This window comes from Novosphingobium chloroacetimidivorans (genome assembly GCF_014204535.1).
Lineage (GTDB): Bacteria > Pseudomonadota > Alphaproteobacteria > Sphingomonadales > Sphingomonadaceae > Novosphingobium > Novosphingobium chloroacetimidivorans.
The window spans coordinates 244,908-270,078 of sequence record NZ_JACHLR010000004.1 but is presented as its reverse complement, the minus strand read 5'-3'; the positions used below and the strand labels follow the sequence as shown (position 1 = coordinate 270,078).

19 protein-coding genes are annotated in these 25,171 nt (G+C 67.4%); 7 read left to right on the top strand and 12 right to left on the bottom strand.

Features of this window, described 5'->3' with window-relative positions:
- Positions 1 to 89 precede the first annotated feature (89 nt).
- From HNO88_RS06840 to HNO88_RS06825, 4 genes are all read right to left on the bottom strand, one after another.
- A complete protein-coding gene (locus HNO88_RS06840) occupies positions 90 to 1,076 on the bottom strand; it encodes a helix-turn-helix domain-containing protein (RefSeq protein WP_184243407.1) in 987 nt (328 codons plus the stop codon).
- Between the two features lie 161 nt (positions 1,077 to 1,237).
- Positions 1,238 to 2,203 (bottom strand): ferrochelatase, encoded by a 966-nt coding sequence (gene hemH, locus HNO88_RS06835; RefSeq protein WP_312857008.1) that lies wholly within the window; start codon positions 2,201 to 2,203, stop codon positions 1,238 to 1,240.
- A 44-nt stretch (positions 2,204 to 2,247) separates the two neighbouring features.
- Complete coding sequence (locus tag HNO88_RS06830) at positions 2,248 to 4,440, bottom strand: molybdopterin cofactor-binding domain-containing protein (RefSeq protein ID WP_184243567.1); 2,193 nt, start codon at positions 4,438 to 4,440, stop codon at positions 2,248 to 2,250.
- Between the two features lie 95 nt (positions 4,441 to 4,535).
- Positions 4,536 to 5,519: an Mrp/NBP35 family ATP-binding protein gene (locus HNO88_RS06825; RefSeq protein ID WP_184243403.1), complete on the bottom strand. Its 984-nt coding sequence runs from the start codon at positions 5,517 to 5,519 to the stop codon at positions 4,536 to 4,538.
- A gap of 92 nt (positions 5,520 to 5,611) precedes the next feature.
- Between HNO88_RS06825 and hflK the strand changes: the two genes are divergently transcribed.
- The 3 genes from hflK to HNO88_RS06810 all read left to right on the top strand — a co-directional run bounded on the left by hflK (position 5,612) and on the right by HNO88_RS06810 (position 9,410).
- Positions 5,612 to 6,856 carry a protease modulator HflK gene (gene hflK, locus HNO88_RS06820; RefSeq protein ID WP_376768757.1) on the top strand — a complete coding sequence of 415 codons (1,245 nt, stop codon included), beginning with the start codon at positions 5,612 to 5,614 and terminating at the stop codon, positions 6,854 to 6,856.
- Positions 6,853 to 7,692, top strand: coding sequence for a protease modulator HflC (hflC, locus tag HNO88_RS06815; RefSeq protein ID WP_184243401.1), 840 nt, complete (start codon positions 6,853 to 6,855; stop codon positions 7,690 to 7,692). Before hflK ends, hflC begins: the two co-directional genes overlap by 4 nt.
- A 182-nt stretch (positions 7,693 to 7,874) precedes the next feature.
- Entirely contained in the window at positions 7,875 to 9,410 is a 1,536-nt protein-coding gene (locus tag HNO88_RS06810) for a Do family serine endopeptidase (RefSeq protein ID WP_184243563.1), read from the top strand.
- A gap of 53 nt (positions 9,411 to 9,463) precedes the next feature.
- Here the strand turns inward: HNO88_RS06810 and HNO88_RS06805 are convergent, their stop codons facing one another.
- The 3 genes from HNO88_RS06805 to msrB all read right to left on the bottom strand — a co-directional run bounded on the left by HNO88_RS06805 (position 9,464) and on the right by msrB (position 13,556).
- Positions 9,464 to 10,597 (bottom strand): sensor histidine kinase, encoded by a 1,134-nt coding sequence (locus HNO88_RS06805; RefSeq protein ID WP_312857007.1) that lies wholly within the window; start codon positions 10,595 to 10,597, stop codon positions 9,464 to 9,466.
- Positions 10,598 to 10,808: 211 nt separating this feature from the next.
- Positions 10,809 to 13,040: a transglycosylase domain-containing protein gene (locus HNO88_RS06800; RefSeq protein ID WP_184243397.1), complete on the bottom strand. Its 2,232-nt coding sequence runs from the start codon at positions 13,038 to 13,040 to the stop codon at positions 10,809 to 10,811.
- A 96-nt stretch (positions 13,041 to 13,136) separates the two neighbouring features.
- Entirely contained in the window at positions 13,137 to 13,556 is a 420-nt protein-coding gene (msrB, locus tag HNO88_RS06795; protein WP_184243395.1) for a peptide-methionine (R)-S-oxide reductase MsrB, read from the bottom strand.
- A gap of 316 nt (positions 13,557 to 13,872) precedes the next feature.
- Here msrB and HNO88_RS06790 point away from each other — a divergent pair, with 316 nt between their 5' ends.
- Positions 13,873 to 14,550 carry a Crp/Fnr family transcriptional regulator gene (locus HNO88_RS06790; RefSeq protein ID WP_246381244.1) on the top strand — a complete coding sequence of 226 codons (678 nt, stop codon included), beginning with the start codon at positions 13,873 to 13,875 and terminating at the stop codon, positions 14,548 to 14,550.
- 61 nt (positions 14,551 to 14,611) lie between these two features.
- Here HNO88_RS06790 and ligD read toward each other — a convergent pair whose 3' ends face one another.
- From ligD to lptB, 5 genes are all read right to left on the bottom strand, one after another.
- Entirely contained in the window at positions 14,612 to 17,170 is a 2,559-nt protein-coding gene (gene ligD / locus HNO88_RS06785) for a DNA ligase D (RefSeq protein WP_184243391.1), read from the bottom strand.
- Positions 17,171 to 17,379: 209 nt separating this feature from the next.
- Positions 17,380 to 18,333 carry a non-homologous end joining protein Ku gene (gene ku, locus HNO88_RS06780; RefSeq protein ID WP_184243389.1) on the bottom strand — a complete coding sequence of 318 codons (954 nt, stop codon included), beginning with the start codon at positions 18,331 to 18,333 and terminating at the stop codon, positions 17,380 to 17,382.
- A 225-nt stretch (positions 18,334 to 18,558) separates the two neighbouring features.
- On the bottom strand, positions 18,559 to 19,218 hold the full coding sequence (locus HNO88_RS06775) for an energy transducer TonB (protein WP_184243387.1): 660 nt from the start codon (positions 19,216 to 19,218) through the stop codon (positions 18,559 to 18,561).
- 176 nt (positions 19,219 to 19,394) lie between these two features.
- Positions 19,395 to 20,891, bottom strand: a complete 1,497-nt coding sequence (rpoN, locus tag HNO88_RS06770) for an RNA polymerase factor sigma-54 (RefSeq protein ID WP_184243385.1) — start codon at positions 20,889 to 20,891, stop codon at positions 19,395 to 19,397.
- Positions 20,892 to 20,916: 25 nt separating this feature from the next.
- Positions 20,917 to 21,708, bottom strand: a complete 792-nt coding sequence (gene lptB / locus HNO88_RS06765) for an LPS export ABC transporter ATP-binding protein (RefSeq protein ID WP_184243383.1) — start codon at positions 21,706 to 21,708, stop codon at positions 20,917 to 20,919.
- 195 nt (positions 21,709 to 21,903) lie between these two features.
- On the opposite strand from lptB, the gene HNO88_RS06760 reads away from it, so the two are divergent.
- The 3 genes from HNO88_RS06760 to HNO88_RS06750 all read left to right on the top strand — a co-directional run bounded on the left by HNO88_RS06760 (position 21,904) and on the right by HNO88_RS06750 (position 25,169).
- Positions 21,904 to 22,290 carry a hypothetical protein gene (locus tag HNO88_RS06760; RefSeq protein WP_184243381.1) on the top strand — a complete coding sequence of 129 codons (387 nt, stop codon included), beginning with the start codon at positions 21,904 to 21,906 and terminating at the stop codon, positions 22,288 to 22,290.
- Between the two features lie 97 nt (positions 22,291 to 22,387).
- The gene (locus HNO88_RS06755; protein WP_184243380.1) at positions 22,388 to 23,734 is read left to right on the top strand and encodes a TldD/PmbA family protein; all 1,347 of its coding nucleotides are present in this window, start codon (positions 22,388 to 22,390) and stop codon (positions 23,732 to 23,734) included.
- Positions 23,735 to 23,774: 40 nt separating this feature from the next.
- On the top strand, positions 23,775 to 25,169 hold the full coding sequence (locus tag HNO88_RS06750; RefSeq protein WP_184243378.1) for an oligosaccharide flippase family protein: 1,395 nt from the start codon (positions 23,775 to 23,777) through the stop codon (positions 25,167 to 25,169).
- The last annotated feature ends 2 nt before the right edge of the window (positions 25,170 to 25,171 follow it).

Sequence of the window (25,171 nt, the reverse complement as noted above, 5' to 3'; positions counted from 1 at the left end):
GCTATGGCGATGGAGCAACTTGGGGTCAACCGTCCGCTCGCGCCGGCATCAAGCTTGTCGACCGGATCGGTCGAGACCGATGGACTGGATCAGACCAAGGCCGTGGTGGTGCCGATCTCCGCGAAATAGCGGGCCATGGCGTCGGCACAGCGGTCGCTCAGCTCGATGAAGGCACGGCGGCGGTCCGTCTGATCGCCGACACGGGCGAACAGACCCTGCTCCACCATCTGACCGATCCAGCGCAGCGCCGTCGTCGGCGGCACGCCCGAAGCGATACACAGCGACGTGACCGACACGCGGCGGTGCTCGGCCCGGGCGGCGGTGAGATCGAGCAGCATGTCCCAGGCCGGATCGGCGAACAGCTGCGCATCGAAGTGCCGCGCGCGCAGCTGGCGGTGGCGGATGATCCGGCGCACAAGCCGCGGATCGGGTAGCGGCGGGCGCAGCGCGCGCGTGGCGCGGCCCTCCTCCGCCTCGACCGAGCGGGCCGCCGATCCGGGCACGGCCGCAAGCGCCTGGGCGGCAGCCTGGTCGGTGGGCGCCAGGCGCTCGATCCGGCCGGCGATCTGGCCGACCTGCTCGGTCAGGCGCATCAGGAGGTGGCGCTCGTCCTCGGACAGTTCGCGCAGGCGCGAAGAGGGGAACTGCGCCAGGACATGGCCCAGCGCGATCACCCGATCGGCACGGTCGGGATCGACCAGAATCTGCGCCCCGCTCTGATCCAGGCAGCCGAAAACATCTTCCAGCGCGTCGACCACGGTGGAGACGATCAGCCGGGTGCCGGTCCGGCCGGCGCGCACGTCCAGCCGGCTGAGCGCAGCAAGGGTCTGGCCATCGGCCACAGGGCAATCGACCATCACCACATCGCCGAGCGGTCGGGCCTCGCCCGTGATCAGCGCCGCCAGATCGCCCACGACGCTGACCCGCAGGCCGGCCGCGGCGGCGTCTTCGCTCAGCATGCCGCGAATGCGAGAGCGATCGGCATAGATCGACAGTGTCGGAGCCAGCCCGCTGACTTCGTCCTCAGTGGCTCCGTAGGTCCAATCCTGGGCTAGCGAACAATCGGCTCTGGTCATCGCGTGTTCTCATCCTAGTGGGATTACGTAAGAACAATTACGGAACGAACAGAGTATATGTCAAGAATGGATGTGAACCAAAGCGAGACATACGTCCGCATGGATCAAGTGCTTGCACGCAAAGCCAATGTTCTATCGCTTGGCGGCCACGCACCGTGCCGTCACGCCCAGCCGGAAAGCTCCCGGCGAATCAGCTGCTCGATCATCGCCATGCCGTGCTCGCCGTCGTTGAGGCAGGTGAGCGTCGCATACTCGCTGCCACCGGCGCCCAGAAAGCTGTCCCGCCCACGGATCGCCAGTTCCTCCAGCGTCTCGAGGCAATCGGCCGAGAACCCGGGCGCGGCCACGACGAGGCGGCGGGTTCCGCCCCGCGCCTCGCTCTCCAAGACCGTGTCGGTCGCCGGCTCCAGCCACTTGGCACGGCCGAAGCGCGACTGGAAGGTGGTGACGATGCGCAAATCTGGAAACCGGCCGCCAAGCGACGCGGCCAGCAACCGAGCCGTCTTCTGGCAATGGCAGTAGTACGGGTCGCCCAAATGCAGAGTACGCTCGGGCATGCCGTGGAAGGACAGCAGCAGCGTCTCGGGCTGGAAGGCCAGCGCCTCGATCTGGGCGCCGAGATCGTCCGACAGTGCCGCGATGTAGCCCGGATCGTCGTAGTAGGGCGGCAGCGTCCGCAACGCGGGTTGCCAGCGCATCTTGCCCAGCGCCTTGCACAAGGCATCCATCACCGACGCATTGGTGGCGGCCGAATACTGCGGGTAGAGCGGCGCCACCAGGATGCGGTCGCAACCTTGCGCCTGAAGCGCGGCGAAGCGATCGCCGAAAGCCGGCTTGCCGTAGCGCATGGCCCAGTCGACGATCACCCCATCGCCGATGCGCTCGCGCAGGGCACGCGCCTGGCGCGCGGTGATCGCGGCCAGTGGCGATCCGTCCTCGCCCCAGACCTGGGAGTAGGCATGGGCGGACTTGCGCGGACGGGTGCGCAGAATCACGCCATGCAGGATCGGTCGCCACAAGGCTCGCGGGATCTCGACGACGCGCGGGTCGCTGAGGAACTCGGCGAGGTAGCGGCGAACGGCAGCAGGGCTCGCATCGTCAGGCGTGCCCAAGTTCACGAGCAGCACGCCGACGCGTCCATAAGCGACGCGAGGGTGATCAGGGGGCCTTGTCACACATCCTCCGAAAGAAGGGGTAACTGCCTCAGCCGCAACCCGGTTGCCGAGAACAGCGCATTGGCCACCGCCGGCGCGACTGCGGCCACTCCAAGCTCGCCAGGATCGGCCGGTTCGGCAGCACTCTTGACGAAGGCGACCTCGATAGTGGGACAGTCCGCCAGCACCGGCAGGCTCATGGATGCCAGCCGTCCGGTCACCGGCAAGCCGTCTTCATAGGCCGTGCTGCAGCCCAGCGCGAGGCCGAGGCCGAACACCAGCCCGCCCTCGATCTGCTGGCGCGCGATGTCGACATTGACGATGCGGCCGATGTCGGCGACCGCGCTCAGCTTGTCGACGCGCACGCCATCGGCATCGCGCCGGGCGCTTGCGACGACGGCGATGCGGCCAGCGCCGATCACATGGCAGGCGATGCCCTGGCCGCTGTTGTCTCCCCCGCCGCCCCAACCTGAGAGCGCAGCCACGCGCTGGAGGCATTCGGCAAGGCGTGGATCGTTGCCCAGCATGGCCATGCGGTATCCGAGCGGCTCTCGCCCGGCACGATGCGCCAGTTCGTCCACGAACGATTCGGTGAAGAAGGCGGTGTAGCCATCGGCATTGCCACGCATGCGTCCGCTGGGGAGCGGCACTTGCGCGGGCACGTGATCGATCGCGACGTGCTCGATCGCATAAGGCGGCACGGCGCCGGCGAGGACCATGGCGTCGGTTTCCCCCGCCACTGCCGCGATGGCGGCAAACGGCGCATCGCCGTGGAGCAGACGGCGGCCGAACTCCCTGGCTGCAGGTGGCGCGGCGATCCGGGCGCGCAAGCCCCCTATGCGCCCGGCGGGATCCACGTTGGCGCCGAGCACCGCCACCACCGGCGGGCGCGGGCGTGCGGCCATATGCTCCTGCTTGCGCGACCACATCAGCTGGACCGGGCGCCCGCAGGCCCTGGCGATCAGCGCTGCCTCGACCGCGTGGTCGTTCTCGAGACGCCGGTCGAAGCTGCCGCCGAGCGGCATGGGGTAGAGCGTCACCGCCAGCGGATCGATGCCCAACGCGCGCGCCGCGGCCTCGCGCGCGGCTTGCGGCGCCTGGGTGCCGACCCAAAGCTCGAGCCGTCCGTCGTGGAAGTGGGCCGTGGCGCTTGCGGTCTCGACCGTCGCGTGGAGCGCAGGCGCGACTTCGTAGCGCAGTTGCAGCGGCAGGCGGCCGGACAAGTAGCTGTCGGGATCGCCAAGGCTGTGGATGCGGGTGGCCGTACCGCTCTGCATGGCCTTGTCCATCGCCGCGTCGATCGCGCTGCTGTCGGCGCGGTTCGTGGCAGCGAAGCGCGCGTCCATGCGGGTCAATGCGGTGTCGGCGGCCCACCAGTTGGTGGCGACGGCAGCAATCCAGCCGGGGTTGCGCACCAAGGTGACGAGGCCGCGCACGCTGTTCGCGGCGTCCTTGTCGTAGCCGGCCAGGGTGGACGCGCCGATCGGACCGTGGCGGATCGAGGCATAGACCATGCCGGGCAGGCGCACGTCGCCGGCGAAGACGAAGCTGCCGTCGACTTTGGCGGGCAGGTCCAGGCGGGGGAAGTTCAGCGGCGAGCCGGCAGGCAAGTCGTCCGGGTTCTCACCCGGCGGTTCGGCACGCAACGGCGGCGTGCCCGGCGGGTCGAACCGAGCGGCCAGGCTGGCGAGCGGACCGAAGGGCAGGCGCTTGGCTTCATGCACCACGAAGCCCTTGGCAGTGCCGCATTCCTGCCAGGCGACGCCCCACCGGCTCGCGGCGGCCATGCACAGCAGCGCCCGCAACGAGGCCGCGGCGTTGCGCACCTGCGCCTCGTACGCGGCGAGTGCGGTGCCATCGGCGGTGATCGTGAAAGCATGATCCTGCGCCCAGCGACGGACCCACGCTCCATCCTCGCCGATGAGCCAGTCGGGGGTGGCGGGCATGGTCAGCTCCGCCCACTGCGCGGCAAGCGGGACGTTGGCGTAAAGCGGGCTGATCGGCGCCGGCTCCACCGCGACCTGGCGCCAGTCGGCACCCAACTCCTGCGCCGCGACTTGCGGGATCAGAGTGGTGACGCCCTGCCCCATCTCGACCTGTGGCACCGCGACGGTGACCACGCCATCGGCCGCAAGCTTGATCCAGGCATCAAAGGCGACTTCGTCCTTGCCCGGCGTCAGCGGCAGCGCGTAGCGACGAGGGCGCAGCATGTAGCCGACCGCGAGCGCACCGCCCGCAAGTCCGCCGATCAGGACGCCGCGGCGCGACGCCACGGCTCAGCAGCGCTCCACGAAGCCGTGCATCGTCACCGCTTCTCAAGCCATGCAGCAACGCGTTGCGCGATCCGCACAAACGCCTCCGCCTGCGGGCCATCGCCGGCTGCGGGAGGCGTGCCCGCGTCGCTCTCTTGCCGGATCACGATGTCGAGTGGAATGCGGCCGAGGAACGGGTGATCGCCGCTCAGTGCCGTTGCCTCGGCGCCGCCGTGGCCAAATGGATCGCTCACCTCGCCGCAGTGCGGACAGGCATAGCCGGCCATGTTCTCGATCAGACCGATCACCGGCACGCCGCCCTTGTCGAACAGGCCGATCGCGCGGGTTGCGTCGATCAGCGCCAGGTCCTGCGGCGTGGAGACGATCACTGCACCATCGGGCTTGAAGCGTTGCAGCATGGTCAGCTGGATGTCGCCGGTGCCGGGTGGCAAGTCGACGATCAACACGTCGACATCGGTCCAGTCGCCCTCCAGCATCTGCACCAGCGCATTGCCTGCCATCGGCCCGCGCCAGGCGATCGCCTGCCCGGGTTCGGCGAGGTGCGCCATGGAGAGCACCGGCACGCCCCAGCGGCTCTGCACCGGGATCAACTGCTTGTCGCGCGCGATCGGGCGCTGCCCCTCGGTGCCGAGCAGGCGCGATTGCGAGGGGCCGTAGATGTCCGCATCGACCACGCCGACCCGGTGCCCGGCCCGCTGCAGCGCGACCGCCAGGTTGGTCGAGACGGTGGACTTGCCCACGCCGCCCTTGCCCGACCCCACCGCGATGATGCGCGGCTTGCGGGGCGCGTCGCTCCCACGCTCCGCCGTCATGGCCACGTGCAGCTCGGTCACGCCGGGCGTGTCCTGGAGGGCAGCGCGCGCCTGCTCTTCCAACTTAGAGCGAGCGGCTGCATCCAGTCCGGAGGCATCCAGAACCAGGATCGCGCGCGCCTCGTTCAGCCGCAGCGAGGCAACCCGCTCAAGCACTTGCGCAGGCAAGCGCGCCTTCAGCGCTTCGACGGGATCGCTCGACATGTCCTCTCCGGATGGTTCGCGCGATCCCTAGCAAGGAAAAAGCGCGAGAAGGACACTGTTTTTAGCGGCCAGCCGTTCCTATAACGACAGCCATGAAAAGGATCGGTGGTGCACTGGCACGCGGGGCGCTCGCCATGTCGGGACGTCGCAGCCCCTGGGGCGGTGGCGACGGCAAGGACGGAGAGCCGGGGGATGAGCCTGGCAAGGGCGTGGACGGCGAGAAGGGCGATGGCCCTTCCGAGCCGGCGTCTCCCCCTGAGCGTGGCGGGCCTGAGCGTGGCCCGCGCAATCCCTGGCTGCCGCCCAGCAGCGGGGCACCGACCGAGCGTCCACGCCGCTCAGCCAGCATCGAGGATATCTTCAAGTCGCCGCGCAAGCCCGGTGGCGGGGGCGGCGGGGGCGGCGGTCGCCCCGGCGGCATGCCGCGCATGCCGGTGCGCCCCGACGGCAAGAGCTGGCTGCCGCTGATCGTGGCCGGTGTCGCGTTGGTCTGGCTCGGCGTCACCAGCGTGCACATGGTCGGGCCGAAGGAAGAAGGCATCGTCATGACCTTCGGCAAGTACGCGCGCACGATCGGTCCCGGCGTCTCGGTGACGCTGCCCTGGCCGATCCAGCAGGTCGAAGTGGCGGACGTCACCTCGATCCAGCGCTACACCATTCCGGAGGGCGAGGGTGAGAAGCTGATGCTCACCAGCGACCAGAACCTGGTCGATATCTCCTACCTGGTCCGCTGGAACATCAAGAACCTGATGGACTACCGCTTCCGCCTCTCCGATCCGGAGGACACCGTGCGCGAAGTGGCCGAGGCCGCCATGCGCTCGGCCATCGCGGAAGTGACGCTGGATGGCGCGCTTTCGGGTGCCGGCCGCGCGCAAGTGGAGCAGGCCGTGCGCGAACGCATGCAGCGCGTACTGGACTTCTATCGCGCCGGCGTGATCGTGCAGGGCGTCGAGGTGAAGAAGGCCGATCCGCCGGCCAAGGTCATCGGCGCGTTCCAGCAAGTCACCGCCGCGCAGCAGGACGCTGAGCGCGATCGCTCGAATGCGCGTGCCTGGGCGCAACAGCTGCTCGCCCGCGCACAGGGCGATGCCGCCGCCTTCGACAAGGTGTACGAGCAGTACAGGCTCTCGCCCGAGGTCACCAAGCGGCGCATGTACTACGAGACGATGGAGCGCGTGCTGAGCAACAACGACAAGGTGATCGTCGAGGCCAATGGCGTGACGCCTTACCTGCCGCTGCCTGAAGTCCGCCGGCGTGCCCAGGCGGCCAGCCCCTCGCCATCGGCGACGCCCGCGGCGCCTTCGCCTGGCGCGACCACGGGGGGTGCCGCACAGTGAACACCCTCTGGCAGAACTACAAGGCGCCCATCGTCGCCGCCGTCGCGCTGCTGATCGTGCTGCTCTCCAGCGTGATCATGGTCCCCGAGGAAGAGCAGGCCGTGGTGCTGCGCTTCGGCGAGCCGGTGCGCGTCATCAACCGCTATCGGCCCAACGTCGCCTATGGCAGCACCGGCGCGGGCCTGTCCTTGCGCATTCCGTTCGCCGAGCGGGTGATGCGCATCGACAAGCGGCTGCTCTCGCTCGACATGCAGCCCCAGCAGGTCCTCTCCACCGACCAGTTGCGGCTGAACGTCGATGCCTATGCGCGCTTCCGGGTGATCGATCCGGTCAAGATGGTTCGCACCGCCGGCTCGCCCGAGCGCGTGCAGGAACAGCTGGAACCGATCCTCACCTCGGTGCTGCGACAGGAACTGGGCAAGCGCACCTTCCGCTCGCTGCTCACCGCCGAGCGCGGGCAGGCCATGGAGAACATCCGCCGCGGGCTCGACAACGAAGCGCGTGAATACGGCGCGCAGATCGTCGACGTGCGGATCAAGCGTGCCGACTTGCCCGAAGGTGCGTTGGAAAGCGCGTTCTCGCGCATGCAGGCCGCGCGTGAGCAGGAATCGACCACGATCCGCGCGCAAGGACAAAAGCAGGCGCAGATCACGCGCGCCGACGCCGAGGCGCAGGCCGCGAAGACCTATGCCGACAGCTTCGGCAAGGACCCGCAATTCTACGACTTCTACCGCGCGATGCAGAGCTACGACTATGCGTTCGCGGAGGGTGAAGCGGGCACGACGATCGTGCTCTCCCCCGACAACTCCTACCTGAAGGAGTTCAAGGGCCCCTGAGGCTAGCCTTGCGACGCGTTTATTCCCGTACTTGCCGGAAGGCGCGGGAACGCTGGCCATTCAATACCGGTTAAGCCGCCAACGCCTGAATCTCGACAGGCAACTCGGCGGCGAGCCGGATACGACGGAGGCCCTTGGATGTGGGGGCCACCGCATTGGAGGAAACAAAGGACGTGAAGCCCGTGCGCTATGCTTATGGATTGACCACCGCCCTGCTGGTCGGCGGCGCGACCGCCACGCTCGTCACCGGCCTGCCTGCCGGCGCGCAAGTCGCGCAGAACGAAGCCAGCCAGATGACCAACGTCGTGCCCCGGGCCGGCGCCCCGGGCAGCTTCGCCGACCTTACCGCGCAACTGGCGCCTGCCGTCGTCAACATCTCCACTCGCCAGCGCGTGCAGGTGCAGACGCAGAACCCGTTCGCCGGCACCCCGTTCGAGGGCCTGTTCGGTGGCCAGGGCGGCGGCGGTGGCCAGACGCGCGAGGCGCAGTCTCTGGGCTCGGGCTTCATCATCTCGGCCGATGGCTACATCGTCACCAACAACCACGTGATTTCGCCCGATGCCCGAGGCGCGCAGGTCGAATCGATCACCGTCACCATGCCCGACGGGACCGATTACCCCGCCAAGCTGGTCGGCAAGGACCCGGATTCGGATCTTGCGGTCCTAAAGATCAGCGCGTCCAAGTCGCTGCCCTTCGTCAAGTTCGGCGATTCCAGCAAGGCGCGCGTAGGCGATTGGGTTGTCGCGATCGGCAACCCCTTCGCGCTGGGCGGCACGGTCACCGCCGGCATCATCTCGGCCGTGTATCGCAACACCGGCGGCGGCGCTTACGATCGCTACATCCAGACCGACGCCTCGATCAACCGGGGCAACTCGGGCGGTCCGCTGTTCGACATGAACGGGCAGGTCGTGGGCATCAACAACGCGATCTTCTCGCCCACCGGCGGCAGCGTCGGCATCGGCTTTGCCATCCCCGCCGAAACCGCCGCGCCGATCGTGCAGAAGCTGATCAAGGGCGTCGCGATCGAGCGCGGCTACCTCGGCATCCAGATCCAGCCGGTTACCGAGGATCTCGCCGCCTCGCTGGGCATCGCGCGCAACCGTGGCGAGTTCGTCCAGGCCGTCACCCCGGGCGGCGCCGCGGCGGCGGCCGGGCTGCAGGCGGGCGACGTGGTGGTGCGGATCGACGGCAAGGAAGTCACCCGCGAGCAGACGCTCAGCTTCATCGTCGCCAACGAGCGGCCGGGCACGCGCATTCCGATCGAAGTGATCCGCAACGGCAAGCGCGTGACGCTCAACGCTACCGTCGGCAAGCGACCCACGCAGGAGCAGCTGGCGCAAGAGGACTTCGGCGCGCCTCCGGGACAGGGCCAGGACGATGACCTGACCCAGCCGCAGCAGGATCCCAACCCGGCGCTGAGCAACCAGTCGCTCGGCTTCGCGTCCATCCCGCTGACCGCCACGATCGCGCGCCAGCTCGGCGCTGCCGATGGCACCCGCGGCGCGGTCGTCACCGCTGTCGATCCCAGCTCCGATGCCGGCCAGAAGGGCCTGCGCCGCGGCGACATCATCCTCTCGGTCAACTACCAGGATGTGACCGGCCCGCAGGACCTGGATGCGGCGGCACGCACGGCCAAGAGCACCAACCGCGATGCCGTGCTCTTGCGCGTCCAGCGCCGCGGCCAGCCTGCCGCCTACCTGCCGATCCGCATCCGCTGATCACGCCCGAGCCGCCGGTTCCCCAAGCGACCGGCGGCTCGAGCAAACCGAGGCTATGCGCCAGGCAGGCGCGTCGGCATCGTGAACGTAAAGCAGGTTTCCTGGGGACTTGAGTTGACCGTCAGCGCCCCGTGGTGCGCCTTGGCGATGGTCGAGGCAATGAAAAGACCCAAGCCCAATCCCTGACGGGCGTCGCTCCGCCCACCTTGCTCGAATGGCTGGAAGAGCCGCGCCTGTTCCTCAGCCGGGATCTCGTCGCCTGCGTTGGTGACGCAGATTTCCAGCACGCCCTCGTCCGCGCGACAGCGCACGATGACCGGTTCGTCCGAAGAGCCATGCGTCAGCGCGTTGCCGACCAGATTGGACACCAGCTGGGCAACACGCTTCGGATCGCAGCTCACGGTAGCTTGAGCATCGCCGTCCATGACCAGCTTGCGATCCGGGTGATGCGCTGCCAGCTCATCCACGACTTGCTCGACCAACGCGACAATGTCGCAATCGGCGAAATCCAGTGCGATCCCGTCGCCCAGCCTGCCGCGTGCGAAGTCGAGAATGTCGTCGATCAGCAAGGCCATGCGATCGACACTTGCCTGCATCCGATCGAGGATCAGCGCCTCGCGCTGCTCGTCCGGCTTCCTGCGCAGCATGCCGACACCCGCCTGCACGGCCGCCAGCGGATTGCGCAAGTCGTGGCCGAGCATCGCCATGAATTGCTCACGCTGGATTCCGGACGTACGCTCGGCATCGAGATCGGCTTCCGACAGATCGAGCCGATCGGCCATGTTCAAGTGGAAACCGATCAGCTCGGCGAACATCTGGAAGATGTTGCGGACCTCGGGACGCTCCAGATCCCGCGGCTGTGGGTCGATGGCGCACAGCGTTCCCCACATGCTTCCGTCCCCAACGACGATGGGCACGGAGATGTAGCTCCGGAAGCCGTACATGCGAGGCGTGCCGTGATCGTGGTAGACCGGATCCCCCCGGGTATCGCTGATGATCACCGACTGGCGCGAATGACGTATCTCGTTGCAGATCGTCGTATCGAGCTTCAGGTTGCCGCCCGGCTTCAAGCCGAAGTCGATGTCGTCGCGAACGGCGCAGGCGACCCACTCCGTCTCCGTGACGCGCGCCACGGCCGCGAAGCCCATGCCCGTCACCCTGCACACGGTGTCGAGAATGGTTGGCACGGCTTCTATCCGGCCAATGACCTTGACAGCATGAGGCTGCGCTTTCCGGTCCTGACCTTCGCTGTCCATCAAGGATCAATAATGGGTCGGGCCGGTGCCGATCAAGGTCCATCTGCGGTAGACGCGCCGCCAACCGCGCATCGTCCTGCCTTGGGCGCACCTCGCCCGTCCCATGCAGGCGTTTGCACTAAGCGGAATCAGCGAGGCGGCGCTACTGCCCGTAGGGAGGAGGCGGCGTTGGCCGCAGCTGTGGCACGATCCTGACAGGCTGCTGCGAGTTCGGGTTGGGACGATAAGTCCCCGGCATCGGCGGCGCCCGGCGCAGCGCCGGATCGTCCTGACGCTGGCGGCCGGTGGCCTGCTCCAGGAAATCGTCACCTGCAGCCGCCGGCGCGCCGCCCTGGTCGTCACCGCCCGGTGGCGTGCCGGGGCCGACCGTGCCATCCTCGTAGCGCGGCTGGCCATCGTTCGGGCCGCGTCGACCAGCACCGCCCGGCTGGATCAGGTTTCCGTTCTCATCGGTGTAGTAGTAGTCGTCCGGACTGCCGCTCATCTGCTCGTCGTCGGGTTCCAGCTGCCACTCGGGAAGCTTGAGTTCGGTGTCGAACGGCTTGACCGGACGCCCCTTGACCGCCGTGCGCATGAACGCCGCGAAGGCCGAAGCAGGCGCATGGCCGCCCTGCAGACCGGGAACGGGGCGCGCATCGTCGCGGCCCATCCACACGCCGGTGGTGATCCCGCTGGAGAAGCCGAGGAACCAGCCGTCCTTGTTGGAGCTGGTAGTGCCGGTCTTGCCGGCCACCGGACGGCCGATCTGCGCAGCGCGGCCGGTGCCGGTGGCGACGGCGGATTGCAGCAGGTCGGTGATGCCGGCGGCGACGTGCGGCGGCACCAGCACTTGTCCGGCCTCGACCTTGTGCTGGTAGAGCAGCTCGCCCTTGGTGGTCGTGACCTTGACGATGCCATAGGGCTCGATCGACGTGCCTCCGGCCGAGATCGCCGCGAATGCGCGGGTCATGTCGATCACCCGCACTTCCGAAGTGCCCAGCACCATCGACGGATTGGTGGCGACCGGCGTGGTGATGCCGAAACGCCGCGCCATCGAGGCGACCGTGCCGAACCCGACTTCGTTGCCGAGCGAGGCGGCCACGGTGTTCTTGGAGTATGCGAACGCGGTACGAACGTTGATCTCGCCCGCGAACGTGCGGCCCGAATTCTGGGGGCTCCAGCCGCCGATGGTCACCGGCTCGTCGACGACACGATCGTCCGGCGTATAGCCGGCTTCTAGTGCGGCGAGGTAGACGAACAGCTTCCACGCCGAGCCCGGCTGGCGCATGGCCTGGGTGGCGCGGTTGTAGTTCGAGTTCACATAGTCGGTCCCGCCGACCATCGCGCGCACCGCGCCGTCGCCGTCCAAGCTGACGAGAGCGCCCTGTGCGCCCTTGGGCACGTTGCTGTCGATCGCCTGCGTGGCCGCGCGCTGCATGCCGGGATCGAGTGTGGTCCAGACCTCGATCGGCTCATCGGTGTCGGGGAGCAGAAGGTCCAGCTGCGGCAGCGCCCAGTCGGTGAAGTAGCGGACCGAGTTCTGGCCCTTCTCCTTGGCGATACGCACCGCGTCGAGATCGATCGTGTCGGCGTCGGTGTAGGAAATCACGCCGGCCTTCGCCATCTGGCTCAGCACCACCTTGCCGCGATTCTTCGCGGCCTCGACATCGGCGGTGGGCGAATAGTTGGACGGCGCCTTGACCAGGCCGGCGATGATCGCCGCCTCGGCCGTCGACAGCTCGGTCGCCGGATGGCCGAAGAACTTGCGGCTGGCGGCATCGATCCCATAGGCGCCGCCGCCGAAATAGACTTTGTTGAGGTACAGCTCGAGCACCTCGTTCTTGTCGAACTTGCGCTCCAGCGCCAAGGCGAGGACGCCTTCGCGGATCTTGCGGCCGAAGGTGCGGCTGTTGTTGAGGAAGATCGTGCGTGCCAGCTGCTGGGTGATCGTCGATCCGCCCTGCCGCCAGCGTCCCTTCTCCACCCGGACCATGACCGAGCGCGCGACGCCGATCGGGTCGACGCCGGGGTGCTCGCGGAAACGCCGGTCCTCGACCGAAACGATCGCGTCCTTCATGACTTGGGGAATGCGCTCGTAAGGCAGCCACTGCCCATAGCTCGGCCCGATCGAGACGAGCTCCGTGCCGTCACGCGCGCGCACCACGATCATCTGGCCGTTCTGGCTGCTCTGGAGCGAGGAGAACGAGGGCAGCTCCCGCGCCGTCATGAAGACCGCGGTGCCCAGGAAGATCGCGCCGAGCAACGCCAGCGCCGATCCCCAGATCAGAATGCCACGCACGATCCGCCGCCACAGCGGCCTGGGCGCAGGTCCAGGCGCTGCTTCGACGGAGCGGCGGCCCGGGCCCTCACGGCGCCGGCCGGTATCTTTCGGCATTCCCGGTTACGAACCCCCGTGACGATCGATCATGAGCCTGGATCGCCTACACCCTGCGACACCCTTTTGTAACCCGGGCTTAACACGCGGGCGAGATCAGGCCTGGCTGCCTTGCTCATCGCTCTTGGGCTCGAAATCGAGCGCGGCGGAGTTGATGCAATAGCGCAGGCCCGTCGGCCCGGGACCATCGGGGAAGACGTGGCCAAGATGACCTTCGCACGCGGCGCAACGCACTTCGGTGCGGATCATGCCATGGCTGGCGTCGCGATGCTCGTCCACCGCCCCCCCTTCGATCGGCGCGGTATAGCTCGGCCAACCCGAGCCCGAATTGTATTTCGTGTCGGACGAGAACAGCGGCGCCCCGCAACCGGCGCACGTGTAGAGTCCGGCCTGCTTGTTCTTCTCGTACTTGCCGGTGAAGGCACGCTCGGTTCCGGCCTGGCGCAGCACCTGGTATTGCTCCGGGCTCAGCTTCTCGCGCCATTGGGCATCGGTCAGTTCGACTTTGTCGGTCATGGATGTGATCTCCTTGGCGGCAAGATGGCGATGGTCTCCGGTCATTTCCAGCGCAAGGAGGTGAGGCCGACATCGGCAAATCGTGGGGGCCGACTTGCCGGGACGATCGATCGCACCCGCAAAGCTTGGTCCATCGTGAACCAATTATCCAATGTTGCGTTTGACTCGCAGAAGCGAGCTTGCCTTGGGGCGCCACACGTCCCTATTGAATTAACAAATGTTGAAATTGGAGTGCCTGGTGAACAATCCTTTGGGTAAAGCACGCCTTTTCCTCAAGGGACGCCTTCGTCACGCCCTCAGTGATCATGAAGCGGCTTTGCTGGACTCCGTCGTCGACGAAGGCGTGCGTGTGCCCGATGGGCATGTCGTGCAGGCACGCTCGGTCAGGGCGACGCACAGCACGCTGCTGCTGGACGGGTTCATTGCCCGCGTGATCGACGATGCAGGCACGCGCAACATCGTCGGCCTGCAAGTGCCCGGCGACTTCGTCGATCTCCACGCCTTCGCTCTCAAGCGGCTCGACCATGACGTGGTCACCATGGGACCGGCCCTGCTGGGCAGCGTCTCGCACGAGAGGCTGGCGCAGATCGTCCGCGACGAGCCGCACCTGACGCGGGTGCTGTGGTTCTCCACGCTGCTCGATGCCGCCATCCATCGCGAGTGGATCCTCAAGCTGGAGCAGCTCAAGGCCGAGGAACGGCTCGGTCACATCATGTGCGAGCTGTGGCACCGGCTGAACTTCGTTGGTCTCGCCGATGCGCATGGCTTCAACATGCCCCTGCTGCAAACCCACCTGGCCAATGCCTGCGGCACGACCGCGGTGCACATCAACCGCGTGATCAAGGCCGTGCGCCAGCGTGGCCTGCTGGAGATCAACCGCGGCCGGGTGACCATGCCCGACCGGCCCGCCCTGGAGGCATTCTCGCGGTTCAAGCCGGACTATCTGTACGGCGAAGGATCGCTGTTCATGAGCGAGGACTTGCGCGAGCCTTGAACCCTCCGAGGCTCTCCCCTGCAAAGCTGTCCTGAGCCCGGCCTGAGCAGTGCCAACCTTCCTACAATCCCGGCAGGACCTGTTCGGCGAAGCCCCAGCCCTTCAGCGGCTTGCCCTGCGCGCGCTTCAGTAGCTTGGCGCCATCGGCGATGGTGAAGCCGTTGGCGCGATCGAAGCCGTCCAGCTCATCCCAGGCGATCGGCACGGCGACGGGCGCATCGGCCCGCGCACGTGCCGAGTAAGGCACCACCGCCGTCGCGCCGCGCTGGTTGCGCAGCCAGTCGATGAAGATCTTGCCCTTGCGCTTGGCCTTGCTCATCGTCGCGACGAAGCGGTCGGGCTCGGCCAATGCCAGCGCCTCGGCGAAGCGCCGGGCGAAGTCCTTGTGCACCTCCCAGGCGTGGCCGCCATGATCCTTCGAGGGCGTGAGCGGGGCGATGACGTGGACCCCCTTGCCGCCCGATAGCATCGCGAACGTGGCGAGGCCGAGATCCGCCAGACGGTCGCGGATGTCCTTGGCCGCGCTTTTCACGTCGCCGAAGTCGAGCCCTTCATCCGGGTCGAGATCGATGATCATCCGGTCGGGCAGTTCCACCGCGTTGGCGCGCGCACCCCAGCCGTGGAACTCGATCGTGCCCATCTGCACGCACTGCAGCAGCCCGTCGGCGGTCTCGACGAAGAGATAGTCCTCGCTGCCCCCGTCCTTTTCGTGGATCGGGACCTGGTGAACGTGCTCGCCGAACGTGCCGCTGTCGTGCTTCTGGAAAAAGCACTTCTTGGCGCGCCCTTGCGGACAGCGCACCAGGCTGATCGGGCGATTGCCGGCGAACGGCAGCATGATCGGCGCGACCTGCTGGTAATAAGCGGCCAGTTCGCCCTTGGTCTGGCCGCTTTCGGGGAAGATCACCCGGTCGGGGTTGCTAATGACTACGACCGGCGGCGGCGGCGGGGCCTTGACCGCCTTCTCCGGCTTGACCTCGGCCGCCGGTTTGTCGCCCCGCAGACCCAGGAAGCTTGCGTGCCGTACCCGGCCTTCCCCGGTGAACTCGGCAAAGGCGATCTCGGCGACGAGTTCGGGCTTTACCCACGTGGCCCCGCGCGCCTCCACCCGCGGCACGTTCACCGGCGCCTTGTCGACGCCAAGCGGCTCCAGCTTGCTCCGCAAGTCCGCCAGCGTGTCTGCGTTGAAGCCGGTGCCGACCTTGCCCTTGTAGACCAGCTGAGCACCTTCATGCTGGGCCAGCAGCAGCGAGGCGAAGGGCCGCAGCTTGGTGCTGGACTTGGTCCAGCCGACGACCACGAATTCCTGTCGGCTGATGCACTTGACCTTGACCCAGCTCTGCGTACGCTTGCCGAGATAGGGCGCGTCGATCTTCTTGGCGATGATCCCTTCCTGCCCGGCCGCGCACATCGCCCCGAACAGCTTCTCGCCCGCCCCGATCACATGGTCGGCGACGTGGATCGGCGGCTGCGCCTTGGCCAGCAGCGCCTCGAGCCTTTCCTTGCGCTCGATGTTGGGCAGGCTCGTCAAGTCCTCGCCATTCAGTTCGAGCAGATCGAAGGTGAACAGCTGCAACAGATCCTTGTCGGTCTGCGAGCCGTGACCGCGTTTGAGCACGGCCTGGAGCGACGAGAAATCGGGATTGCCGTCCTTGCCATAGGCGATGATCTCTCCGTCGATAAGGCAAGGCGGCAAGTCGAGCCTGGCGATCGCGCGCACCAGGGGCGTGAACTTCTCGCTCCAGTCATGGCCGTTGCGAGTGTAGACCGAAACCTGCTCGCCCGCCGCCGCGATCAGCGCGCGGTAGCCGTCGAACTTGATCTCGTGCATCCACTGGTTGCCCGCTGGCACCGCATCGACCAGCGTCGCCAGCTGCGGAGCGCGAAAGGCCGGTGGCTTGCTCGCGGTACGGCGCTTGCGCGCGGGCTTCGCCTTCGCCTTGGCCTTGGCGGCATTGTGCTCGGCCGCCGCGTCCATCTGTGCGCTAAAGGCCTTGCCCTTCTTGCCGGCCAACGCGAACTCGCCGCCTTTGTCCGCCTCGATCTCGGCCATCGAGCGGCCGGTCAGCACGCTGGTAAGGGCATGTTCGACGAGCTGGTCGCCGTCTTGCGCGTACTGGTCCTTGACCTTGCGCAGCAGCCAGTTCTCGCGCTTTTCGCCCGGGCGCGGCTTGAGGCGGATGAGCATCCACTCACCCTTCATCCGCTCGCCGTGAAGGGTGAAGTGCAAGTGGCCGTCTTCCAGATCCTTGGCGCTCTTGCCGGCGATCGGCGCCCAGGTGCCCCGGTCCCAGAGCATGACGGTACCGCCGCCGTACTCGCCCTTGGGGATCATGCCCTCGAACTCGGCATAGCTGAGCGGGTGATCCTCGGTTCGCACGGCGAGGCGCTTGTCATCGGGATCCGGGCTCGGGCCCTTGGTGACGGCCCAGGACTTCATCACGCCGTCCACTTCGATGCGGAAGTCCCAGTGCAGCCGCGTCGCCGCATGCTTCTGGACGATGAAGAGGTTGCCGCCCTGGCTGCTGGCTGCGTTGCCGGCGGGCTCGGCGGTCTTCTTGAAGTCACGCTTGGCGTTGTATGCGGCGAGAGGGTCGGGTTTCTTGGTCCGTGTCGCCATCGGTCAGCCTCTTGCCTGCGCCCGCTGCCGACGAACCTGGGGCTCGTCACCCTGAACTCGTTTCAGGGTCCATCGTGCCGCATGCCCTGTGCTTTGGGGCAGCAAACCGCACCGGCGGTCGGCAATCAAGGCCATCGGCCTGCATCGCCAGATGGACCCTGAAACGAGTTCAGGGTGACGACGTGAATGGGGCTGGCGAGGTGCGCGGCTCATGCCCGTTTACGCGAACGAGCCGGGGGCGCTTCTGCGGTCTTCTTGGCAGCGGGCTTCTTGGCCGGAGCCTTCTTGGCAGGCTCCTTCGCGGGCGCGTCCTTCTTGGCCGCGGCTTTCTTCGCCGGCGCCTTCTTTGCCGCCGGGTTCTCGCTGGCAGCGCCGCCGCCACTGCCGACCGAGCGCTTGAGCGCGGCCATCAGATCGATCACGTTCGAGCCCCGGCTGGTCGGCTCCTCCACATCCTCCAGGATCTTCTTGCCCTTGGCCCTGGTCTTCTTCTCGATCAGGCCCTTGAGAGCATCGATATAGCGATCGTGGAACTCGGCGGGTTCGAACGGTGCGCTCTTCTTGTCGATCAGCGTGGTCGCAAGATCGAGCAGGTCCTCGCTGGGCTTCTCGTCCGGGATTTCGTCGAAGTAGCTCTGCGCCTTCTTCACCTCGTCGGCGTAGCGCAGCGTCTCCAAGACGATGCCCTTGCCGCAGGGCCGCAGGCTGACCAATTGCTCGCGCCCACGGACCGAAAGCTGGCCGAGCGCGATCTTCCTGGTCTTGCGCAGCGCTTCGCGCAGGACGACGAAGGCCTCGTCGGCCAAGTCGTCTGCCGGCACCACGTAATAGGGCTTCTCGAAATAGAACACGTCGATCTCGTGCTGGTCGACGAACTGGACGAGTTCCAGCGTCTTGCGGCTCTCGATCTTCACCGCTTCGATCTCGTCGTCCTCCAGCAGCACGAAGTTGCCCTTGGACACCTCGTAGCCCTTGACGATGTCGTCGTGGTCGACCGGGCCGATGCCCTGCACCACCTTCTCATAGTTGATCGGCTTGCCGGAGGGCTCGTGGATCTGGCGAAAGCTGATCGCCGCGCCGGACTTCGTCGCGGGATAGATCTCGACCGGAATCGAGACCAGCGCCAGCCGGATCTGCCCCTGCCAATACGCCCGTGCCGCCATGTGCCGCTCCTCTTCGCGGAGTCCATAGCTCGCGAGGGTCGGGAGGGTTCCCGTGGATCGGCGGGGAGTGACGCGCCGCGCTCTTGAGAGATCGATCTTGCGTAATGGTATCCGGGACGACGCCTCGCGAGGCGCGGAAAAAGGCGCCGCCCCGGAAAAGGTGCGTCCGACTTTCTCAGTCCGGATCGCCCTTATCTCGCCAATCGTGTGCTCGCGACTTCAGTCCTAGGGGATGACCCAGTGGATCGAGCCGGAATAGCTGCCGCTCACGCGGGCGCCGCTGCCATCGGTGGCGGGATCGAAGCGCGCACGCCTGGCGACATACTTGCAGGTCGCCGCATCGAGTTCGGCCGCGCCGCTGGTGCTCGTTACGCGGCAGTCGGTGACCTTGCCGTCGCTGCCGACGGCAACCTCGAAGCGCGCGACGCCCTGCTCACCCCGGCGCAGCGATGCGGCCGGGTAGTCGCTGGTGGTGACCCAAAGTCCGGGATCGTTGCGCGGCCGCACGGACTTGGGCGTGAACGCCGGCTTCTCGAAAGACGGAGTCGGGCTTGGCCCCGGTGGATCGAAGGTGATCGGTTCGACCGGCCTGATCGGCACGTCGATGACGAACTCGTTTGCGGAATAGGGATTGCGCCGGGCGTCCATCGGCGGCGGCGGTGCGGCCCGAGGCGTCAGCGGCGTGGTCGTCGCCTGTTCGACCGGCGTCACTTCCGGCGGGGGCGGCGGCGGCGGCGCCTGTTCCATCGGGATGTTCTCGGCCCGCAGCACGGTCGCGATCCTGTCGATGTATTCGACGCCCAAGCCCGTCACCAGACCGTAAAGCGCCATGCCGTGCAGGCCCGCGACGGCAATCACCGCCAGCGTCTTGTTCCTGTCCGGCATCCTTCCAGCATAAGCCATAGGACACCCTCTCCATGTCGGGGCTTCTCGACTTGCGGTTCGTCGCAGCGGAGCCTCGATCTATGGAGAAGCTATCACGATTACGGAAAAGGCAAACAGCTTTTTACTAAGCAATACAACCATGTACTTGGCGCGCTTACCTTCACCTAGCTGAGTACTTACCGCGCTGCAGCAATGGCCTTCTGCCTCCGGCGCTGGACAGAGCTGCCGAGGCCGATCGCTTCGCGGTACTTGGCGACCGTGCGGCGCGCCAGATCGTAGCCCTGCGCCTTGAGCAGATCGACGAGCGCATCGTCCGAGAGGATGGCCTTGGGCTCCTCGGCATCGATCAGCTTGCGGATCGCCGATTTCACCGCTTCGGCAGAAGCGCCCTCGCCGCCGGGCGTCGAAATGCCGGAGGTGAAGAAGTATTTCAGTTCGAAGGTGCCGCGCGCGCAGTGCAGGTACTTGGCCGAGGTGACGCGGCTGACGGTGGATTCGTGCATGCCGATCGCCTCGGCCACCGCGCGCAGGGTCAGCGGCTTCAGATGCGAAACGCCGTGGCGGAAGAAGCCTTCCTGTTGCTTGACCAGCTCGCTGGCGACCTTGAGAATGGTCTTCTGCCGCTGGTCGAGCGCCTTGATCAGCCAGTTCGCATCCGCCAGCTTCTCCGACAGCCATCCGCGCGAGGTCTTGTCGCCGCAACTGCCTTTCAGCTCGACGTAGTAGCTGCGGTTGACGATCAGCTTGGGCAGCGTCGCCTCGTTGAGCGCGATCTTCCACCCGCCATCGCGCGCCGGCTCGATCAGGATGTCCGGCGTCACCGCCCCGCCGCTCTCGCCCCCGTAGCGCAAGCCCGGCTTGGGATCGTAGCCGCGCAGCTCGGCGAGCATGTCGGCGAAGTCCTCCTCGTCGACCCCGCACATCTTGCGCAGGCGCGCGAATTCGCCGCGTGCGACGAGGTCCAGGTTGTCGATCAGCCGCGCCATGCACGGATCGTAGCGGTCCGCCTCACGGGCCTGCAGCGCGACACACTCGGACAGGCTGCGCGCGCCCACTCCGGTGGGGTCGAGCGCCTGAACCACGGCAAGCGCCTCCTCGCCCTCCACGAGCGGCACACCCAGATCTTCGCAGACCTCGCGCAGCGGCACGGGCAGGTAGCCCGCATCGTCGAGCAAGCCGATCAGGTAGCGGGCGATCGCCGCCGTGCGCGCATCGGGCGCGACCAGGCCGATCTGCGCCTCAAGGTGCTCGACCAGAGTCGCGCCCAATGCGCCGCGCTCGTCGATCCCGGGACCGTCCTCGCCGCTTCCGAGCCGCAGTTCGCTGCTCCAGGAGGCATCCAGACCGTCACCGGTGTCGCGTTCGGGTGCCGTCGCGACCGGATCGAGGTCGAGCGGCCGGTCGTCCGATGCGCGCCCTTCGCCGATCAACTGGTCGACGCGCGAGCTTTCCAGGCTGGTGCTGCGCGTATCCGGCACATCGAGAGCCTCCCCGATGGCCGGATCGGCAGCCGCCGCGCCCACGTCCAGCAACGGGTTCGCCGCCAGCGCATCGCCAATGAAGGTTTCGATCTCCAGGTTGGACAGCGCCAGCAGCTTGATCGCCTGCTGCAGCTGCGGCGTCATCACCAGTGACTGGCTCTGCCTCAGATCGAGGCGTGGCCCCAGCCCCATCGTTCAGCTCACCGGGTCTGGCACTTCACAGCGTGAAGCCCTCGCCCAGGTAGAGCCGGCGCACGTTCTCGTCGGCCACCAGGGCCTCCGGGCTGCCGGCGAAGAGCACCTGGCCGCCGTAGATGATGCAGGCACGATCGACGATATCGAGCGTCTCGCGCACGTTGTGATCGGTGATCAGCACACCGATGCCGCGGGTCTTGAGGTCCTTCACAAGATCGCGGATGTCGGAGATCGAGAGCGGGTCGATGCCCGCGAACGGCTCGTCCAGCAGCATGATCGAGGGCTTGGCCGCCAGCGCGCGGGCGATCTCGCAGCGGCGGCGCTCACCGCCCGACAACGCCATCGCCGGGCTGGAGCGCAGGCGCGTCAGGCCGAACTCGTTCAGCAGCCGCTCCAGCTCGGAGGCGCGCACCGCCTTGTCGGGCTCGACGAGTTCGAGCACCGCGTTGATGTTCTGCTCCACCGTCATGCCTCGGAAGATCGAGGTTTCCTGCGGCAGGTATCCCAGGCCCAGGATCGCCCGGCGATACATAGGCAACCGAGTGACATCGACGCCATCCATCAGGATGCGGCCCGAATCGGGCTTCACCAGGCCCATGATCGAGTAGAAGCAGGTCGTCTTGCCCGCGCCGTTGGGCCCCAGCAGGCCGAGCACTTCGCCCTTCGCCACCGACAGCGAGATGTCGGTGAGCACCGCCCGCTTGTCATAGCTCTTGGCGATCGAGATCACCTCCAAGCCGCCGTGCAGGGCCAGCGCCTCGGTGTCGATCGCGTCGGGCGTCACGTCACGCGTGGGAGAAGCGGTATCGGTCATCGGCCTGCGGTTTACGGAACGCGCGAAACGCAGGCAAGGCAGCTTTTACCCGAACCGGTCTAAGTGGCAGATTTCGTGCATGGCTGCAGGCGGGCGCTTAAACCCCAGTTGCATGAAGCGCCAAGATGCTTGCTCAAACTGCAAGACAATGTTCTAGTAGGCGATGAAGACTGCCGAGCGAGAAGAGGACGCCGGATGAACAAAGCCACGCAGCGTAGCGCCGCCTTGCCGCAAGAGCAGGCCGACACCCAGGTCGACTGGCGTCGGCGGATGAGCGATCACATCGCCTATGCGCTGCTGGTCTACACCGCGCTGCAAATCTTCGTCACGATCGGCGCGCTCAAGTCGCACGGTGGCTCGCTGCTGCCGTATCTTGCGCTCATCATCCTGGTCGTGGCGATCATCCCTGCCTGCCGCCGCTTCGAGGCGCGCTGGAACCGCCTGTCGGACGAGCAGGCCCACGATCCCGCGCTCGCCCCGCATTACCGGCGCGACCGCTTCGCACTCTGGCTGCTGTCGATCGGCTTGCCGTTCGCGCTCACCGCCGTGATCAAGGGCCTGGCGATCGCTTTCGCCCGCTAAGCATATCGTCCACACTGCGACGATTGCCCTGACCGGCCCGCATCCCTAGTTCGGCGTCCAGGCCGGCGCATGCTCCGGCCCAGGAGACCCGCCGACGATGCTAAGCCCGCAAGAAGCCACCGATCGCGCCGCCGACCTGATTGCGCGCGCGCGAAACGCCGGCGCCGATGCAGCCGACGCGGTCTACTCGGCCAGCGCCTCGGAAGGCATTCAGGTCCGCCTTGGCAAGCTCGAGGATGTCGAGCGCTCCGAAGGCGAGCACATGGGCCTGCGCGTCTTCATCGGTCAGCGCTCGGCCAGCATCGGCTCCTCCGACCTCACCCCCGCCGCGCTCGACGAGCTGGCCGAGCGCGCCGTCGCCATGGCGCGGGCCGCGCCCGAGGATCCCTTCGCGGGCCTGGCGCCTGCCGAACTGCTGACGCATGCCCCGTTCGCCGACTTCGACCTCTACGACCCCGTCGATCCGGGCGCCGAAGCCCTGCGCGCCGCCGCGGCGGAAGCGGAGGACGCCGCACTGGCCATACCCGGCGTCACCAACTCCGAGGGCGCCAGTGCCAGCGCGGGCGTCAGTGTCTTCGCGCTTGCCACCAGCCATGGCTTTGCCGGCGGCTATCGCGGATCGAGCCACTCGATCAACGCCAGCGTCCTCGCCGGCGAAGGCGCGGACAAGCAGCGCGATTCCAACTGGCGCCACACCCGCCACCGCGCCGACCTGCCCTCCCCCGCCGAGATCGGAGCTCTCGCCGGTACGCGCGCGGTGGCCAGGTTGCGGCCCGGCAAGCTGCGCAGCGGGCCGATGCCGGTGGTGTTCGACCCGCGCGTTTCGGGCGGCATCATGGGCCACCTGATCTCCGCCATGTCGGGCAGCGCCATCGCCCGGCGCAGCAGCTTCCTGCTCGACAAGCGGGACACCCAGCTGTTCGATCCGTCGATCCGCCTGGTCGAGAACCCCCACAACCCACGCGGCACCCGCTCACGCCCGTTCGATGGCGAGGGCCTTGCGACCAGCCCCCGCAACCTCGTCGAAGACGGCCGTGTGACCGGCTGGCTGATGGACAGCGCCTCTGCGCGCCAGCTGGGCCAGGCGCCCTCGGGTCACGCCGCGCGTGGCGGCGGCGGTGCGCCAGGCGTGTCGGTCGGCAACGTCCACCTCGAACCCGGAGACGTGTCTGTCGCGGACCTGATCGCCGACATCGCCGAAGGCGTCCTGGTCACCGACCTGATCGGCCAGGGCGTCAACGGCGTCACCGGCGACTACAGCCGCGGCGCGGCCGGCCTGCGCATCGTCGAGGGACAGATCGCCGGCCCGGTCGCCGAGTTCACGGTGGCCGGCAACCTCCTCGCCATGTTCGCCCGGATGCGGCCGGCGAACGACCTCGAGTGGCACAGGGCGATCAACGTGCCGACCTTGCGCATCGACGGGATGACCGTGGCGGGAGACTGAGCGGGCCTGTGCATGTATGAGCCGGCAGGGCACAGTGGCCATGCTGCATGGGAACGCCGACCAGTCGATGACCGTCAAGGACCCTGACACCGCCAGCGCGCCCTCGCCGAGCGCGTCGATCGGCAGCAAGTCGCTGTGGACGATCGGCACGTATGTCGGCTCTGCCGGGATCCGGTTCGGCAGCAACGTCGTCCTGTCGCGGCTGCTGGGGCCGGAGATCCTGGGCGTCGTGGTGATCGCGCAGGCGGTGCGGATGGGTTGCGACCTGCTCACCGATCTCGGACCCGAGCAGAACGTGGTGCACAGTCCCCATGGCGAGGACGAGCGCTTCCTCAACACCGTCTGGACGCTGCAGATCCTGCGCGGCCTGCTGGTCTCGCTGGCGTGCCTGGCGCTCTCGCCGGTGCTGGCGCACTTCTATCGCATCGATGTCGGCGTGCTGATGGTGGTGAGCGCGGCGCCGCTGGTGAACTCGTTCATGTCGACCTCGATCTTCAGCGCCGCCAAGCGCATGGACGTCAAGGCGCGCAACATGCTCGAACTGGGCGCAGAAGCCGTCGGGCTGGTGATCAACGTCGCGCTGGCGGTCAGCTTGCGTTCGGTCTGGGCACCGATCCTGGGCATCGTCCTGTCGGTCGCGGCCCGCTCGGCGCTGACGTACCGGCTGCCCCATCCGCGCCATCGCTTTCTGATCGACCGTGCGCATGCGGCGCAGATCCTGGGCTTCAGCAAGTGGATCATGCTTTCGTCCGTATCGTTCTACGCCGCGATCTTCGCCGACCGGCTCTACCTCGGTCGCGTGGTGTCACTGGCGACGCTGGGCGTGTTCGGCCTGGCGAAGGTGGTGTCCGAACTGCCGGCGACTGTGGCGGGACGGCTGGCCTTCCAGATCGTCTTCCCCTTCGTGGCGCAGCACGGGGACGCCTTCGGCACCGCCACGCCGGCGCGCAAGGAGCTGGGGCGGATGCGCGGGCTGTTCCTGCTGCTGGTGCTCGCCGGGATCGGCACGGTCATGGCCTGGTCCGACTGGGCGGTGCGGCTGCTGTACGGGCATCGCTACGCCGAGGCGGGCTGGATGGTGACCTTGCTGCTGGTCGGCGGCTGGATCTCGGTGCTCTGCTCGCTCAACGAGGCGACGGTGTTCGGCCGCGGAGCGCCGCGCAACGTCGGCTTCGCCAATCTGTTGCGCTTCGGCACGATGGCAGCGGTGCTCCCTGTCGGGTTCCACGCGCTCGGGCTGCCGGGCGCCCTCCTGGCGCTGCCGGCGAGCGAGCTGATGCGCTACGCCATCCTGCTCAAGGCACAGCGCCGGCTGCGCACCACCTTCGTAGCGCAAGACGTGGCGCTCAGCCTGGCCTTGCTGGTCGTGTTCGGCGGCTGGGTGCTGTTGCGCCTGACGCTGGGCCTCGGCGAACCATGGCAGTTGATGGGCTGACC